This is a genomic window from Chryseobacterium polytrichastri (genome assembly GCF_900142445.1).
GTDB classification, from domain to species: domain Bacteria; phylum Bacteroidota; class Bacteroidia; order Flavobacteriales; family Weeksellaceae; genus Chryseobacterium; species Chryseobacterium polytrichastri.
In genome coordinates this window covers 51077-68862 of sequence record NZ_FRAV01000013.1, presented here as the reverse complement: position 1 = coordinate 68862, position 17786 = coordinate 51077, and the positions used below count along the sequence as shown (strand labels likewise).

17 protein-coding genes are annotated in these 17786 nt (G+C 33.2%); 9 read left to right on the top strand and 8 right to left on the bottom strand.

Features of this window, described 5'->3' with window-relative positions; genetic code table 11:
* Positions 1–48 precede the first annotated feature (48 nt).
* The 7 genes from BUB80_RS09965 (at position 49) to BUB80_RS09935 (ending at position 7032) form a co-directional block, all read left to right on the top strand.
* Positions 49–537, top strand: coding sequence for a hypothetical protein (locus tag BUB80_RS09965; RefSeq protein ID WP_073292781.1), 489 nt, complete (start codon positions 49–51; stop codon positions 535–537).
* A gap of 6 nt (positions 538–543) precedes the next feature.
* Complete coding sequence (locus BUB80_RS09960; protein ID WP_073292780.1) at positions 544–1659, top strand: glycosyltransferase; 1116 nt, start codon at positions 544–546, stop codon at positions 1657–1659.
* Complete coding sequence (locus tag BUB80_RS09955; RefSeq protein ID WP_073292779.1) at positions 1659–3305, top strand: asparagine synthetase B family protein; 1647 nt, start codon at positions 1659–1661, stop codon at positions 3303–3305. Before BUB80_RS09960 ends, BUB80_RS09955 begins: the two co-directional genes overlap by 1 nt.
* Before the next feature lie 3 nt (positions 3306–3308).
* Positions 3309–4556, top strand: a complete 1248-nt coding sequence (locus BUB80_RS09950) for an oligosaccharide flippase family protein (protein ID WP_073292778.1) — start codon at positions 3309–3311, stop codon at positions 4554–4556.
* 126 nt (positions 4557–4682) lie between these two features.
* On the top strand, positions 4683–5078 hold the full coding sequence (locus tag BUB80_RS09945; RefSeq protein ID WP_228433758.1) for a hypothetical protein: 396 nt from the start codon (positions 4683–4685) through the stop codon (positions 5076–5078).
* Between the two features lie 65 nt (positions 5079–5143).
* Entirely contained in the window at positions 5144–6412 is a 1269-nt protein-coding gene (gene serS / locus BUB80_RS09940; RefSeq protein WP_073292776.1) for a serine--tRNA ligase, read from the top strand.
* 428 nt (positions 6413–6840) lie between these two features.
* The gene (locus BUB80_RS09935) at positions 6841–7032 is read left to right on the top strand and encodes a bacteriocin-like protein (protein WP_073292775.1); all 192 of its coding nucleotides are present in this window, start codon (positions 6841–6843) and stop codon (positions 7030–7032) included.
* A gap of 124 nt (positions 7033–7156) precedes the next feature.
* Here the strand turns inward: BUB80_RS09935 and BUB80_RS09930 are convergent, their stop codons facing one another.
* The 8 genes from BUB80_RS09930 to BUB80_RS09895 form a co-directional block, all read right to left on the bottom strand.
* Positions 7157–7924, bottom strand: a complete 768-nt coding sequence (locus tag BUB80_RS09930) for a sulfite exporter TauE/SafE family protein (RefSeq protein WP_073292774.1) — start codon at positions 7922–7924, stop codon at positions 7157–7159.
* A complete protein-coding gene (locus BUB80_RS09925; protein WP_073292773.1) occupies positions 7915–8367 on the bottom strand; it encodes a FixH family protein in 453 nt (150 codons plus the stop codon). The genes BUB80_RS09930 and BUB80_RS09925 overlap by 10 nt, the downstream gene beginning before the upstream one ends.
* A 91-nt stretch (positions 8368–8458) precedes the next feature.
* Positions 8459–9913 carry a cytochrome c oxidase accessory protein CcoG gene (ccoG, locus tag BUB80_RS09920; protein WP_073292772.1) on the bottom strand — a complete coding sequence of 485 codons (1455 nt, stop codon included), beginning with the start codon at positions 9911–9913 and terminating at the stop codon, positions 8459–8461.
* Between the two features lie 102 nt (positions 9914–10015).
* Positions 10016–10897, bottom strand: a complete 882-nt coding sequence (locus BUB80_RS09915; protein WP_073292771.1) for a cbb3-type cytochrome c oxidase N-terminal domain-containing protein — start codon at positions 10895–10897, stop codon at positions 10016–10018.
* Positions 10898–10907: 10 nt separating this feature from the next.
* Positions 10908–11105, bottom strand: a complete 198-nt coding sequence (locus tag BUB80_RS09910) for a cbb3-type cytochrome c oxidase subunit 3 (protein WP_034740204.1) — start codon at positions 11103–11105, stop codon at positions 10908–10910.
* A gap of 18 nt (positions 11106–11123) precedes the next feature.
* Positions 11124–13385, bottom strand: a complete 2262-nt coding sequence (ccoN, locus tag BUB80_RS09905; protein ID WP_073292770.1) for a cytochrome-c oxidase, cbb3-type subunit I — start codon at positions 13383–13385, stop codon at positions 11124–11126.
* Positions 13386–13390: 5 nt separating this feature from the next.
* A complete protein-coding gene (ccoS, locus tag BUB80_RS09900) occupies positions 13391–13615 on the bottom strand; it encodes a cbb3-type cytochrome oxidase assembly protein CcoS (RefSeq protein WP_066754428.1) in 225 nt (74 codons plus the stop codon).
* A 109-nt stretch (positions 13616–13724) separates the two neighbouring features.
* Positions 13725–16103 carry a heavy metal translocating P-type ATPase gene (locus tag BUB80_RS09895; protein WP_073292825.1) on the bottom strand — a complete coding sequence of 793 codons (2379 nt, stop codon included), beginning with the start codon at positions 16101–16103 and terminating at the stop codon, positions 13725–13727.
* An 89-nt stretch (positions 16104–16192) separates the two neighbouring features.
* On the opposite strand from BUB80_RS09895, the gene BUB80_RS09890 reads away from it, so the two are divergent.
* A complete protein-coding gene (locus BUB80_RS09890) occupies positions 16193–16906 on the top strand; it encodes a Crp/Fnr family transcriptional regulator (protein WP_073292769.1) in 714 nt (237 codons plus the stop codon).
* A gap of 62 nt (positions 16907–16968) precedes the next feature.
* Positions 16969–17784, top strand: a complete 816-nt coding sequence (panB, locus tag BUB80_RS09885; RefSeq protein ID WP_073292768.1) for a 3-methyl-2-oxobutanoate hydroxymethyltransferase — start codon at positions 16969–16971, stop codon at positions 17782–17784.
* Positions 17785–17786 lie beyond the last annotated feature (2 nt).

The window sequence follows — 17786 nt, the reverse complement described above, 5'->3', positions numbered from 1 at the left end:
AAATATGTTAATTATAATTCTTAATTTTATACTTTAAAATTACCAGAAATGAAGATTGAAGAATCAAGTATCGTAGAAGCTAACGACTATAGAGTTATTATATATCCGGCATCAAGACCTTTCACAACAAAGGAAGCAAAAACTATCACTGAAAAGTTATATGATTTTTTGTCTAATTGGGCTGCGCACGGAAAACCACTTTCCTCTTCTTTTAAGATTGAGAAAAATCAGTTTATTGTAGTTTGTGTTGATGAAGAGAAAGAGATGGCTTCTGGATGTAGTATTGATGCATTAGGTAAGATCATGAGAGAGATTGATGAAGAGTACCAATTAGGTTTATTCGACAGAATGAAAGCCAGTTTTGTAGAAAATGGTGAGATTAAAACGTTGAAACTTATTGATTTTAAAACAAAATTGAGAAACGGAGAGTTATCAAGAGATATCGAAGTTTTTGATTTTTCAAAAAATACATATCTTGATTTCTTAGGTCATTTTCTTTTACCAATCGATAAAAGCTGGGCTGCTTCTATAAAATAATTTCTCTTGAAAATACTCTTTATTTCCTCATGGTTCCCGAACAAGCTGGAGCCTACTAACGGCAATTTTGTGCAGCGTCATGCGGAAGCAGCGGCATTATTTCATGATGTTGAAATATTGCATGCAATTGGAGATATCAATCAAAAAGAAGAATTTATTTTTGATGACAATATAATAAATGGGATTAGAACTCTTGTTGTTTATTATAAAAATACACATAATCCTATCCTCAATTTTATAAAAAGAATAAAAGCTTATAAAAAAGGTTTTCAGAGAATGCAAAAACCGGAGTTGGTTCATGCAAATGTTCTTCATAATAATATGCTTTTCGCGGTGTATCTTAAAAAGAAATATAAAATTCCTTTTATTGTTACAGAACATTGGACAGCCCTAAGAAGAAACAACTATAATATTACATCCTCGAAAATTAAAAGGATAGCAAAATATATTGGAAATCAAGCATCAGTAATCTGTCCTGTAAGTGAAGATTTAAAAAAAGGGATAGAAAATATAGGTGTTAAAAAACCGATGGTTGTAATACCAAATGTAGTAGATACACATCTTTTTTCACCCCGATTTACTGAGAATAGTGTTTTTAATTTTATTCATATTTCAAGCTTGATTCCTAGAAAAAATGTTGGAAAAATATTAAAAGTCGCGATTAAACTTTTGAAAAAGGGTTATAATTTTACCTTACAAATAGGAGGGGATGGTGATTTTTCAGAAATAAAAAATATTGTAAAGAAAGAAGATTTACAAAATAATATTGATGTGTTTGGGATGCAAACTTTGAAGCAAGTATCTCAAAGAATGCATGATGCAGACTGTTTTATACTTTTTAGTGATGATGAAAACCAACCATGTGTAATTGCAGAATCATTTGCTAGTGGTATACACGTAATTTCAACAAATGTGGGTGGTATTTCAGAGTTTTTTCCTGAAAATAGCGGAATACTTCTGGATAATGCAGATGAAAATCTACTGGAAAACGCGATGATAAAGATACTGTCAGATCATCATTCCTTTTGCAACAAAGATACATTGGTGCAGTATGCTCAGAAGACTTTTTCCCAAGAAACTATTGGTAAGCAATTTTCTGAAATTTATCATAAAGTAATATAATGACAAAAGGGTTTTCTGTATTTATTCATAATAATCAGGTTCAAATTAAGCACTATTTTGAACATAGAACTTATGACTCAGTTTTCATAGAAACATCTGAAGTTATCATTTTGCTTGAAGGAGTTGTTCTCAATAAAAAAGATTTACTTAAAAATTCATCTGATACTTTTCAGAACTATTTAGTTCAGAGTTATTTGGAAAAGAACTGGAGGGTTATTCAACAATTAGAAGGTGAATTCAGAGGTTGTATTTGGGATAAGCAAAAGAAAAAAATATTAATTTTTACTAACCCTACTTCTACACAAAGAGTTTTCTATGCAAAAATAAATAACAAATTTTTTGCAGATTCAGATTTAGTCAGATTAAGTAAGACTCTCAAAGAACATAGTATTTCTTTGGCTCCGGACATGATTTCGTTGTATCAGTTGCTTGCCATAGGTAATCTTTTAGAAAATAGAACTCCTATTGAAAACGTTTATAAAATTTCAGATTCTCACTTTCTAGAAATTGATTGTGAACACAACATAGCTAGTGAGAAAGAATATTTTAATGTTTCTGAAATTGAGTATTATTCTAAAACTAAACAAAATGCAGTTGATGATATTCACGAAATTTTCACAGAAGCTATAAAATGGGAATACGAAAAAGATATAGAGCTAAATACTTCTCATTTAGCATTTTTAAGCGGAGGATTAGATAGTAGAATGGCAATGTTTTATGCTATTCAAAATAAATTTGACATCGGATGCGCGCTTTGTTTCTCTCATTCAGGATATCTTGATGAAAAAATTTCTAGAGAAATTGCTTCTGATTATAAATTACCCTACGAATTTGTTTCTTTAGATAATGGAAGCTTCCTTAAAAAAATAGATGAACTGACGAGAATTTCAGAGGGAACGAGTGTTTTTTCTGGAGGAATTCATGTGCAATATGCTTTGGATAATCTTTCTTTTCAGGACTTTGCAATTTTTCATGGCGGACAAATAGGTGATGGGATTTTAGGAGGGTTTAATTCTGAACCTAGAGCAAAATCTCCCACAGAATATAAAATTATAGTTAATCAAAATTTCCTTCCAAAGATTCAATCTGATCTTAAAAAAGTGATGAAAAACTATGAAAGAGAAGAAATATTTTTATTGAAAAATCTGGCATACAATAGAACTGTTCTGGGAACTCAGGTATTACAGCAAAAATCTTATCATCTTTCTCCTTTTATGACAAAGGATTTTATTAAATTATCTTTAAGTCTTCCAGAAGAATGGAAATATAAACATAAGTTTTATTTTGAATGGATGTCAAAACATTGTAAAGAAGCTACAAAATATACTTGGGAAAGAACTCTAATGAAGCCTAATGCCCATTGGAAAGTGAAGTTTGGAGATACATTTTTGAGAAGAGGATATTTGCTTTTATATAATAAGATTTTAAAATCGCCTGAAAAAGCCAGTATGTATCCTTATCAATACTACTTTGATTCTACACCGGATATTCAACGATATTACCAGAATTATTTTAATGAAAATATAGGAAGATTAGAGTCCTATCCTGAGCTGAGAGAAGAGGTGACAAGTTTATTTTTTCAAAATACTTTTTATTATAAATGTCAGGCAATTAATATTTTATCAATTTTTAAACTTTACTTTTAGTGAATGAAAAGTCTCCCAAGTTTTTTACGAAATTTTCTTAAAAATCAAGGACAGTATATTCTTGCCTCTCTTTTAATTGGGAAAATTTGTGCTTTTCTTTCTTCGTTATTTATCATTAAGCTGTTACCCATAGAAGACTTTGGTAAAATGAGTATTGTAGCTGCTGTTTTTGCTATTTTTTCATCATGTGCAGGCTTTGGAAGTAATCAAAGTTTATTGCGTTATGGATCTATTTCTGAAAGTCAGATTGATAAAGAAAAGCTTTCGGCTTATCTTTTGAGACAAGGTTTTATTTATCAACTTGTTCTTACGGTAATTTTTTTAGTCTGCAGTTTATTTTATCTGAATAAATATGAAGATATCATCTGGATCTTTATATTTTTTGCTGTACGCTTTTTAGGATTTTATTTTTTCAATTATGTTCAGACAGAATTGAGAATTAACAATAAAAATCGTGAATTTGCTAAGTTAAATAATGTCATAAACATTGCTGGATTATTTGTAACACTTGTACTGACTTATTTTTTTGAATTAAAAGGATATCTTATTGCAATCGCTTTGATTCCATTCTTATGTTTTTTTTGGTATGAAAGAACTGATTTATCTGTAAAAAAAGTTCCAAATATTTTTAATTCAAAAGAAATTTGGAAATATGCATTTCATACCTCAGGAACAACAGTTCTGTCTGACGCTCTTTTTTCTTTAGATATTCTTCTTCTGGGGTTCTTATTAAATGAGAGCTATGTGGCAGATTATCGTGTTGCTATTCTTATTCCATCTAATGTAACTTTTCTTGCTCTAGCTTTTATGCAAAGTGATTTTCCTGTTTTGGCTAAAAACTATAATAATAAAACTTTTTTGAAAGGGTATATATCTGGCTACTATAGGTTTTTTATTCCTGTTTGTTTAGTGATTTTTTTTGTTTGTACATTTTATAGTAAAGATATTTTGAAAATATTTTTTAATGAAAAATATGCTGAAAATTCATTGCTATTTGTGATTTTTACATTTACTTTTTTGATGAATATTCTCTTTAGAAACTTATATGGAAATTTAATGTCTGCTGTTGGAAAAATGGTTATTAATACAAATGTTTCCTTACTATCTTTGCCACTTTTAATAATGCTGTCTTTTATTCTAGTTCCTAAATATCACCTGATGGGAATGACGATAAGCGTTTCTGTTACATTGGTATTTTCAGGTTTCTTTTTAGCGTTCTTCTTTTATAAATATCTTAAAGAATTAAAATAAGTTTTTATCTTTGTTGAAATGAAAAATATTGTTTTCGGAATATTGGTCGTATTATTTGCACTTATAAGCTGTAAAAGGGATGATGAAGATTCTCTGCAAAAAATAGATCAGATATTTGATCTTTACATGAAAAATAGTGCAGGACAGGATTTGCTTAATGGAAAAAAAGCAGGTTCCTTTTCCTCGTATGCTGTAAATGACATTTTTGGAGATACAGATAATTCCCCTGTAAGTATTCCTCTTAAAATGACATCCGATTCTGTATTTTACATGGAGTACATTGCAGGAGCTAAAAGAGTAATTTTAGATTCAATTAGTCCTAGTGACAGAACATACCGTTCAAGGCTTGCTCTTTCGTTAAGAAGAACGGTCAACAATGTTGCAGACACAGTTAATGATGTTGTAGAGATACAATATCACTGGACTCCTACTGTTTTTGAAGTCTCCAAAGTATATTATAATGGTACCTTAAGGTTTACAAAGCAACCTGGTATGCCAAATGTAGTTACAATCGTAAAATAATTTTTAAATTTGCACAACTGTTAGATAATTACATCTAACATTCTAATAACTAACATCTAAATAAAATGTTACAAGTCAATTTTTTGCGCGACAATAAAGAACGCGTTTTAGAAGGTCTGAAAAAAAGACAATTCAAAAATCTTGAGTTGGTAGATGATGCTATTGCTACTGACGACGAAAGAAAAAAAATCCAATTTGAATTAGATTCTCAACTTTCAGAAATCAATAAAATCTCCAAAGAAATTGGAATTTTAATGAAGGAAGGAAAAAAAGAAGAAGCGGAATCATCAAAATCTAAAACAGTACAGTATAAAGAGTCGAGCTCAGAATTGAAATCTCAGTTAGAAATTAAAGAAAAGGCTTTATTAGATATTTTATACCAACTTCCAAACATCCCAAATGATTTGGTAAAAGGCGGAGTATCTGCGGAGGATAACGAAATTATTTATCAATCTCATGATGTAGAAGGTCTTGGTGAAGGAGCAATTCCTCACTGGGAGCTTGCTAAGAAATATAATTTGATTGATTTTGAATTGGGCGTTAAAATTGCCGGTGCCGGTTTCCCTGTTTATTTAAATAAAGGAGCAAGATTGCAAAGAGCTTTAGTTCAATATTTCTTAGATAAGAACGTTGAGAAAGGGTATATGGAAGTAAATCCTCCTCACGTTATTAATGAAGCTTCAGGATATGGAACGGGTCAGTTACCTGATAAGGAAGGGCAAATGTATTATATTAAAGAAGATGATTTATATTTAATTCCAACGGCGGAAGTTCCGGTGACGAATTTATACCGTGATGTTTTGTTGGAGGAAAAAGATCTTCCGATTAAAAATACTGCATTTTCTCAGTGCTACAGAAGAGAAGCGGGAAGTTATGGAGCTCATGTTAGAGGACTGAACCGTCTTCACCAATTTGAAAAGGTGGAAATTGTAAGACTTGAAAAGCCTGAAAATTCTTACGCTGTGTTAGAAGAAATGGTAGAGCATATCAAAGAGATTTTAACAGATCTTGAACTTCCTTACAGAGTCTTGAGACTTTGTGGTGGAGATACTGGTTTTGCTGCTGCAATGACCTATGATTTTGAAGTTTGGAGTGCTGCTCAGGAAATGTGGTTAGAAGTAAGTTCAGTTTCAAATTTCGAGACTTTCCAGGCGAATCGTTTGAAATGTAGATATAAGACTGATGGTAAATCTCAATTAGTTCATACTTTAAATGGTTCAGCAATGGCTTTACCAAGAATTATGGCTGCTTTGCTTGAGAATAATCAAACAGAAGAAGGTATTAAGCTTCCTAAGAAGGTTGCTGAATATGCAAGATTTGATGTTATTAATTAAACTAAAAGTTTAGACTAATATAAAAACCACCGAGAATATCGGTGGTTTTGTTTTATTCAGTAACTATGATATTTGCCTGCATTTTAGATTTGGTCTCTTTGTTAAGTATAGTTTTTATATTGTACTTTTTGAAATTGAATATATTTTATTCTCTAATTTATCAAAAAATGATTATCTTCATCAGTGTTAATTGTACCAGCGTAAAATATTAATTTTATCACATAACTGATTGCGTCAAAGCTCAATCATAAATTCTATTTACTCAATTCAATCTTATCCAAATATTTCACGACTATCCTTATTAATATAAAGGTAGATTTAAGTGATTTATATGAATTGAAAATTTTCAATCTGTAATTATTTTTTTTAAAGCGGGATCCGAAAAGCTTAAAATAGAGTAGGAAATACCAAATACAAAATCATTTTTTATGAGAAAGTTAGAAAAAATTTCTAGAGAAAATTTAAAATCAATTAACGGAAGTGGAAGCGTTCCATGTTTGGATGATCCAGCGGTTATAAAATGTTATCTTCCCGGCTTCCCAAACGGGGTTTGTATGTTTCAATACCAGTGTTGTATTAAACTAGGAACTGATCCTGAAGGATGTAAGCTTAATCCTTAGATAATAATAAAGGCCACTTCATAATTTGTGAAGTGGCCTTTTTCATATTATAATTTCTGTTTCTGTTCAGAATAATATTTTATTCAGTAGCTAAGATTATTTTCTTATCCGCATTTAAATGGTCTTAATGACAATTTGTTGCGTCGTGTTGATGCGTGCTGTGATCTCCGGGTAAATGGCAATCTCCTTGATTATCTTTAGAAATGGTCATCGCTTCAGCTCTTGGAGAAATGTAAGGGATTCCGAGTTCCAAACCTCTTACGATGAATAATCCTCCTAAAATGATCATAACGATCGGAATTACTTTTAATACCTTTACTCTAAAAGCTTGATTCATCAAGTTTCCGACCAGAACTACGGCAAACATAAATGGAAGTGTTCCCAATCCAAATAGAGCCATATATGAAGCTCCCTGCCATATTCCTCCGCTTGCTAAACTTGCCGTTAATGCCATGTAAACCATTCCGCAAGGTAAAAAGCCATTAAGAATACCTGTTGTAAATCTAGAACGGTAGTCTGCTTTTTGAAGAAGTCTTCCTAAATTTGATTTAACTTTAAATAAAAACTTAGAAAAAAAAGGGATTTTCGAAGCAAAATCTTTTCCTCCAAAAGAAAATACGGCCATTATGATAAGTAAAATTCCTACGGCTATGGTTAAGTATCGCTGAAAGCCTGCCATCTCAAATCCTTGACCAATGATTCCTAAGATAGCTCCCAAAAGAGCATAAGTGAAAATTCTACCGAATTGATACGTCAGATTTTGAAGATAAAAATTAGTAGCCTGTTTTTTTGTTAATCCCATCGATAAGGCAATAGGTCCGCACATTCCGATACAATGAAAACCGGAGGCAAACCCCAAGCCTATGGCCGATAAAATAAGTGCTATTTCCATATCACATCATAATCCATTCTGTAGTCTGTTTTGTCTTTCGTCCACATCAATCTTAAGGTATAATTTCCTGGTTTCAATACTTTTCCTGGTATTGAGATAGATTGATTTGCATCCAGCTGTTCAGATTTTTTAATATCTAAATTCTGGTCATCAGTTCTATTTAAAACAAATTTTACTGTCGTATTAGAATTGTCATATCCTTTTGGGAAAAGTACTTTAATCCCGTTTGTATCTTGGCTGTAAGTAGGTTTTTCCTGTAGGTCATCTGCTTTTTTCTTAGCATCAATTACATCTTGGTATTTTAATTCTTCTTCATAATAATTATCGGTTACCATTTCAGAATTCTTCTGCCCGTTCGGGAAAAGAAATAACATTGATAAAATAAAAACTATGAATGCAAATAATGCAATTACAACACCGTGTCCCCAACTAAAGTTTTTCATATGTAAATTTTATTATTTTTTAAAGGTTATAGGGAATATGTTCATCATTGGTGTTTATATTTCCAAATCATGGAAATTATATTGCTGAAAATTAAAATTGTAATTTAAATGGTCCTTCAAAATAGGTTTTGTAAGAATCTACCAATTTACCTTTCATATCATAAACACCAATCGTGATGTTTTGTTTTGAAAGCTTCATTTCGTCTTCAGGGAAACTGATATTAATGGTTCCTTTTGACATCTTATCTCTTTCTACAGTAATTTTACTTGATGCACTATAGATGATTTCACCATGTTTAGGCTCAATTACTTTAATTGTTACAATTTTCTTGTCGTTCGTCTTGTTTAAGAAGGTATAATTATAGGTATTGGTAATTTTTCCGTCTCTTACAAAGAATGTACTTCCTGCAGGTTTGATGAATTTAGCTTCCATCTCTCCACGATTATAAAGTAAAAACCCTAAGAATCCAACCAGTAAAGCAAGAACAACAGCAAAGCCTTTCATTCTTCCGGTGAATTTGAATTCAGTTCCTTGTTCAATTTCATTTTCAGAAGCATATCTGATCAATCCTTTCGGAAGACCTACTTTTTCCATCACTTCATCACACGCATCAATACAAGCTGTACAGTTAACGCATTCCAGCTGTTGACCATCTCTGATATCAATTCCTGTAGGGCAAACTACCACACATTGATGACAATCTATACAATCTCCTTTTCCGGCAGCTTGTCTGTCTTCTCCTTTTCTCCATGAAGATCTGTTTTCTCCTCTTTTGAAATCATAGAAAACATTGATGGTATCTTTGTCAATTAAAACCCCCTGTAATCTTCCGTATGGACAAACTAATGTACAAACCTGTTCTCTGAACCATGCAAATACAAAGTAGAATGCTCCGGTAAAAAGAACCATTACAATGAAATTGGTAGGGTGTGCAAATGGTCCTTCAGATATTATTTTAAGTATTTCCTGATATCCAACAATATACATGAGCATAAAGTGGGTGATAATCAATGAAATAATGATGTAAACAGTCCATTTTAAACTTCTTTTCCAGATCTTTTCTGTGTTCCACTCTTGTCTGTCAAGCTTCATCTGTCTGTTTCTGTCACCTTCAATAAGATATTCAATCTTACGGAAAATCGATTCCATAAAAATTGTCTGAGGACAAATCCACCCGCAGAAAATTCTTCCGAACGCAATCGTAAAAATGATAATAAATATTAAAGATGCGATGGCACCTAGTGTAAGAATGAAAAAATCTTGTGGATAGAAGGGTTGTCCAATGATGAAGAACTCTCTATCAATAACATTGAACAAAAAGAATGGGTTGCCATTAATCTTAAGAAATGGCACTGTAAAATAAATAACTAATAAACTATAACTTACAATATCTCTATAGTTGGTAAATTTCCCTTTTGGTTTTCTAGGAAATACCCATTTTCTTTTTCCGGATCGCTCCATTGTCCCTATAGAATCTCTGTAAGTTTCAGGCTCCAGAACCTGTCCTTGCCCTCCTTTTACTTCTATTTCCTCTATGTCTGACATTTTGTGATGTGTTTAATAAAAAAAGAAAAGCATAATTCGTTACTATTTTTTCATTTAATAACAAATTATGCTTTTCATATACTTTCTAATTTTCTTTTTAAATTATTCTTTTTCCCAATGAGCTTCTGTTCCCTGAGGAGCAGCTCCACCTTGAGCCGGTGTCACTGGAGGTTGCTCTTGATTGATGTGATATACATAGGCTGCAATCTTCTCAATCTCCGCACCAGAAACTTCACCGTTTTTACCAAATGCTCTCATGGCAGGGTTAGTAGGTGAACCATTCCAGTCCATGTGGAAAACGTTTTTGAATAAAGTTTTCTCTGGCTGGTTGATCCAGTAGTTATCTGTCAAGTTTGGACCGATACCACCACTACCGTCTTCTTTGTGACATGAAGCACAGTTGGTTTTGAAAAGTTCTTTACCTTCAGCAATATTATCAGCAGAGTATTTTGCTGACTCAATTGTTACAGGAGGCTGATTTTTTTCGTATTCAGCAATACTAGCAATCTGCTCTTTGTATTCTTGTTCGTATTCGCTTAATGGGTGAGCAAAATCTGTGAAAGAGTATGCACATATATAAACGATACAAAAAGCGGTCCCAAAATAGAATAAACCTACCCACCATTTTGGTAATTGGTTATCCAACTCCATGATTCCGTCGAAACCGTGGTCAATAAGGATATCTTTTTCTTCTGTTTCAGATTGCTTCTTAAATGCAGCATCGTACATTCTTCTTAGGAATGGTACTTTTTTTTCTGCTAAATAAGCTGCTTTTTCTTCTGCAGATAATTTCTTGAATTTATTATTTTCAATTAAATCTCCAATTGAACTGTGGATATAAGCCAAAATAGCACCTATTACAACAGTACCCCAAAAATATGGTGAGGCTAAAAACGCGTAGCTCTGTACAAACAAATAATAAAAAACTATTAGAAGTCCAATTATTATTAAAATGTTTACAACAACCGGTGTCCTTTGTTTCATAATAAATAGTTTAATTTTTTAAATTAAAATCATCTTCATCATCCCCCAGAGGAGCTTCTTCTTCTTCCTTATAATATTTTTTAGGCCTGCTAAAAACATATATTATTAAGGCTACGAAGAACATCATAAAGAATATCAGTGCCAATGTTTGATACAAGCCTGCATTTTCTGTATTGGATAATATATCTTTAAAGTTCTGAGGAATCATTTTTGAAGCTTTTAATGTTTAGTTATTACTTGCTGTTTTTATTTCCGTTGTTTTGATATCTGTTCCTAATCTTTGTAGGTAAGAGATAAGAGCTACAATCTCTTTCTTCTCTAACTCTCCTTTAGGTCTCTTAGCATAAGCATCTTTCAAGTCATTTGCTTCAGAGAAGATTTCTTTTACAATTTTAGAAGCTTGGTTGTCTGCCCATGCGTTAGCAGAATCTATCTGAGGTTTTGTATATGGTACATCGAAAGTATTTTTCATTAGTAACATTTTATCAACCATTTTAGATCTGTCTAAGTTAGTAGCAATTAACCAAGGATAACGAGGCATGATAGAACCTGCAGATGTAGATCTTGGGTTATACATGTGTTTGTAGTGCCAAGCACTTGGGTTTTTACCTCCTTCTCTATGTAAATCTGGTCCTGTTCTTTTTGAACCCCATAAGAATGGTCTGTCATATACGAATTCTCCAGCTTTTGAATACTGTCCGTTTTTACCGTTGAATCTAGTAATCTCATCCCTGAAAGGTCTGATCATCTGAGAGTGGCAAGCGTTACATCCTTCACGGATATAAAGATCTCTACCCTCTAATTCAAGTGGTGAATATGGTTTTACTGCTGAAATCGTTGGTACACTTTTCTTAAGAGATAGTGTAGGGATGATTTCCACAGAACTACCAATAGATATTGTTAAGAAAGATAAGATACCTAATAATACTGGTGTTCTTTCTAACCAAAGGTGAGTACCTTCTCCTTCTTTTCTGTTTTTACCGATGTTTGCTAAAGCAGGAGCTTCTGCAGGAACTTCTTTTTGGAATGATCCTTTTCTTACTGTAGCAATAACGTTAACTACCATTAAAATAGCTCCAGAGATATAGAATAAACCTCCTACGAATCTCATTTTGTAATATGGAATGATGGCAGTAACTGTGTCTAACCAGTTTTTATACATCAAAGTTCCGTCCGGATTAAATTGTTTCCACATTAATCCTTGTGTAAATCCTGCGATATACATTGGTACTGCATAGAAAATAATTCCTAATGTACCTAACCAGAAATGCCAGTTAGCTAATTTTACAGACCAAATTTTTGTTCTCCACATAATTGGAATTAGGTAATAAATAACCCCGAATGCCATGAAACCATTCCATCCAAGAGCTCCTAAATGTACGTGACCAATAACCCAGTCCGTAAAGTGACCAATTTTGTTGATGTTTTTTGTTGCTAAAAGCGGTCCTTCAAACGTTGCCATACCATAACAAGTAACTGCAACTACGAAGAACTTCAAGATAGGATTTTCTCTTACCTTATCCCAAGCTCCTCTTAATGTAAGAAGTCCGTTCAGCATTCCTCCCCAAGATGGTGCAATAAGCATAATAGAGAAACCTGTTCCCACTGCCTGAGCCCAAGCTGGAAGTGCTGTATACTGAAGGTGGTGAGGACCAGCCCAGATATATACGAAAATTAATGACCAGAAGTGAATAATAGACAGTTTATATGAGAAAACCGGTCTGTCAGCAGCTTTTGGTAAGAAGTAATACATCAAACCTAAAACAGGAGTTGTCAATACGAATGCTACTGCATTGTGACCATACCACCATTGTACGATAGCATCTTTTACCCCAGCATATGCTGAATAAGATTTCCAACCTGTGAAAGATAATGGAACTTCTAAGTTGTTAAAAATGTGAAGCATTGCCACTGCGATCCAAGTACCGATATAGAACCAGATGGCTACATAAAGGTGTCTTACTCTTCTCTTTGCAATTGTTAAGAACATGTTTGCTCCGAAAATGATCCATGAGAATGCAATTAATATGTCAATTGGCCATTCATGTTCTGCATACTCTTTAGAGGTATTAATCCCCATAAAGAAAGTAATGAACGTAGCAACAATCATAAATTGCCAAGTCCAGAAATGTAACCAAGACAATGTATCGCTGTACATTCTTGTTTTTAATAGTCTTTGTAATGAGTAATAAATACCGGTATAAACGATATTACATACGAATGCAAAGATTACGGTGTTGGTGTGCAACATTCTGATTCTACCAAAACCAAACGCCCCATGTGTGTTTATTAAGCCTTGGATGTTACCACTCTTCAAACTCTGAATTGTAGTATCATCTGTTCCGAATAAAAATTCAGGAAGTTCCGGGTAGAAGAGCATTAACGCTGCCGTAAGCCCAAACAAGAACCCAATAAGCCCAAAAACTATGGTCGCGTAAAGGAATGCCCGAACAATACTGTTGTCATAACTAAACTTTTGTGTCTCCATATCAACTATTCACTTTTTTCTTCAATTTTATTATTTTCTCCTATTTCTTTCTTGTTGGGTTTATTGCCATCATCTTCTTTTTCCTTGATTTCGCCAGAGTCAAAGAGGATTCGTACAGCCGGAGATTCGTCATCTTCAAACTGTCCTTTCCTTGCATTGACTATAAAAACGACCAAGAAAATTGCAGCCAAAGAAACACTGCAGAGGATCATTAAATATAGAATATCCATTTGACAACAAAATTAACCTATTTTCAGGGCTCAAATTTAGTGAAAAATAATGATATTAATCACGAAATAGCTGCACTTGCTAATTTAAAATCAGTCTAAATAAGGGCTTTTAAGCGTGTTTTTTGAAATACTTTCTTCCCAATATCCATGTGGAAACGGTGGTAAATGTAACTACGGTGATTGAGCTTGCAGGCATTATTAATGCTGCGAAAAGTGGATGCATGTGGCCTGTCACGGCATAGCTTAATCCTACAATATTGTATAGAAAACTAATTATGAATGTCATTTTTACAATAGTAATCGAGCCTTTACAAACGTTTAAATAGTTGTCAAGAGTTACCACTTTATCTCCGTTCATAATGACGTCAGATGAAGGAGTGAAGCTATTGGTATCATCGGCAATTGCGATTCCTACATTACTTTGTTTAAGGGCTCCCGCGTCATTTAAGCCATCTCCAAGCATGGCAACTTTTAAGTTTTTGTCTTGAAGATTTTTGATATAATTTAATTTGTCTTCCGGGCTTTGGTTGAATGCCATTGCCTGACAATTTGGTATTAATTCCTTTAATTGATTTTCTTCTGAAGAGTTATCTCCGCTCAGAATATAAATATTATAGTTCGTTAATTTTTTAAATAAGTCTTTCAGTTTGGCACGGTATTCATTTTTAAAGATGAATTTTCCTAAAAACTCGTCATTTTTGCTGATGTAAACAGCGGTTTCAAGGTTTTTTGACTCTTGGTTGTTATAACGTGCAGAACCAATCTTATAGATATTACCTCTTACGCTGGCTTCATAACCTTTTCCTGATATTTCCTGAAAACGGTCCACTGGGAAATATTCGTCCTTAGATTCAATGAATTCATATAACGATTTTGAAAGCGGATGATTGGAGTTTTTTAATAAAGTTTTGATATTCAATACATCAAATTCCTGCATTTCAGGACCTTCATATTTGATGTTTGATTTTTTTCTATGCGTAATTGTTCCTGTTTTATCAAAAACAATCGTATTGATTTTAGCAATTTTTTCGATAGTTAAAGTATCTTTCACATAGAATTTATTTCTCCCTAAAATCCTCATGATGTGACCAAAAGTAAATGGTGCCGACAATGCAAGGGCGCATGGGCAGGCAATAATTAGAATCGCAGAAATAACCTGAAACATTTTATCTAAATCAATAAAATACCAGTAGGTTCCCGCAGCTAAAGCGATGCCTAAAATAATGAATGTGAAATATTTGCTGACATTATTTGTAAGGTTGTCAAGTCCTGTTTCATGTTTTTTAAATGCTTCTTTATTCCAAAGTTGAGTTAAATAACTTTGATCCACATTTTTGATCACTTCCAATTCTAAAGAAGATCCAATTTGTTTTCCTCCAGCGAAAATTTTATCTCCGGGTTGTTTGCTGATGCTTTCGCTTTCTCCGGTAATGAAACTGTTGTCAATATTTCCTTCTCCGTTGATCAAAATTCCGTCAACAGGAATGATTTCCTGATTTCTAACTAAAATTCTATCACCAACTTTTATTTCAGATAATAAAATATTATCCTGCTTTCCTTCAAAATCAACTTTCGTTACGGCAATTGGATAAAAAGATTTGTAATCTCGATCATATGAAAGGGCACTGTATGTTCTTTTCTGGAATATTTTCCCCAAAAGCATAAAGAATAAAAGTCCACAAAGCGTATCAAAGTATCCTGGTCCGTAATCAGTAACGACTTCATAAATACTTCTTCCATAAAGAACAAAGATTCCTAAAACAATCGGGACGTCAATGTTGACGATCTTATTTTTTAATCCGTACCAAGCAGATTTGTAATAGTCTGAAGCAGAATAAAATACAACAGGGGTAGCTAATAGAAATATTAAGGTTCTGAATAAGCCTTTATAATGCTCCATCCAGTAATCTTCGCCTCCAATATATTCAGGAAAGGCAAGGAACATTCCGTTACCAAAAGCGAATGCTGCAATCGCAAATTTTACCAATAAAGATTTGTCGAGATGATCTTCGTTTTTATCGGCAGTTTCAAGGCTGATAACCGGTTTATATCCTAGATTGGTTAAAAATTTAGCGAGTTCGCTTAGTTTCAGGTCGTTATGGTTGAATGAAACCTGTAAGGTCTTTCTTGTGAAGTTGACCTGTGAATATTTAATATTTTCATTTAAGGTATGAAGGCTTTCCAATAGCCAAATGCAAGAAGAGCAATGGATTACAGGGACTTTAAATGTGATTAAGCTTGTGTTCCCTTCCGAGAAATCTGTTACTTTATCAAAGATTTCCGGGGTGTCTAAATAATCAAATTGGGAAGCGTTTTCATCACTTGGACGAATTCCTGCCGTTTTATTTAATTCGTAAAAATTACTTAGATTATTGGTATTTAGAATTTCATAAACAGATTTGCAACCGTTGCAACAGAAGATCCTTTCGTCAAAAAGAATTCTTTCCTTTTCTATACCTTGTCCACAATGAAAACAGTTCTCGCTCACCTCCATAAATTATTGACTTACAAAATTATAACATTTTTTTTTGTTTATCGTTTTAAAATGTGCTATTTTTGTGATAAATGTCATATAAAATGTCGCAGGAACAACAGATTGCAATTGAAGAGAGGTTCGCCAGAGTTTTTAATGATAAATCATTCAAGGAAAGACTTACTAGTGCAGATTTTGAGAAGTATATTAACGCCAAGAAAAGGCTGAGTTTTCAAAAGCACGATACCATTTTCGAAGACGGGGAAACTCCAAAAGGAGTCTACTTTTTAGATAAAGGTGCTGCTAAGCTTTCCAAATCGGGAGCTTTCGGGAAAGACCAGATTTTGAGATTTATTAAAGAAGGTGATATCATCGGCTACCGATCTTTGCTTTGTGGAGAAAATTTTCAAGCCAAAGCAGAAGCAATGACAGATATTGAGTGTATTTTTCTTCCTGCCGAGGTTTTTATGTATCTTCTGGAGGTAGATCCTCAGTTATCTTTCGTAATGCTTCAAAAAATATCTTATGAATTAGGAGAGTCTTCAAATACGATTACTTTCTTGGCTCAAAAAACGGTAAGAGAGAGGTTAGCTGAAATTCTGATTTTATTGGAACAGAAATTAGGTGTTGACCCAGAAGGATTTATTAAAATCTCTTTAACAAGAGAAGAGATTGCCAATATTATAGGAACGGCAACAGAAAGTGCCATTCGTTTGATTTCCGAATTCAAACAGGACAGTTTGATAGAAGTAGACGGAAGAAATATCAAAATTCTGAATCACGACAAACTAATGAAACTAGGACACGTAGTTTTATAAATCATACCAAAAACTTAAGTCGGCGAAAGCCGACTTTTTAACTTTTAAAAAATAGATAAATTATGTCTGTTCACTCTGAAATTAAAAAAGTTACTACTGAAACCTTGCGTAAAATGAAATTCGACAAGGAGAAAATTACTATGCTTACTGCATATGATTTTACCACGGCTAAAATGGTAGATGCAGGTGGAATTGATGCTGTTTTGATAGGAGATTCTGCAGCAAATGTAATGGCGGGTTTTGAAACTACCTTACCCATTACATTAGATCAGATGATTTACCATGCCCAAAGTGTTGTTCGTGGAACAAACAGAGCATTGGTGGTGGCAGACTTACCTTTCGGAACCTATCAGAGTAATCCTGAGAAAGCATTGGAATCTGCGGTGAGAATGATGAAAGAAGGAGGAGCACATGCGGTAAAGATTGAAGGAGGGAAAGAGATTTCAAAATCTATCAAAAAAATTATCAATGCCGGAATTCCTGTGATGGGACATTTAGGTTTGACACCTCAGTCAATTTACAAATTTGGGACGTATAAAGTAAGAGCAAAGGATGAAGCTGAAGCTGAAAAACTAATTGCTGATGCTCAGATTTTAGAAGAATTAGGATGTTTTGCTATTGTTTTAGAGAAAATCCCAGCTGATTTGGCTAAGAAAGTAAGTGAAAGCATTTCTATTCCAACAATCGGAATCGGAGCTGGACCAGATTGTGACGGCCAAGTTTTAGTGTATCACGATATGGTTGGGATGAACCAAGGTTTTAGTCCAAAATTTTTAAGAAGATATCTGGATCTTTATACAGAAATTACAGGAGCTGTGGCTCAATATGTAAAAGACGTGAAAAACGTTGAATTTCCAAACGAAACTGAAAGCTACTAATA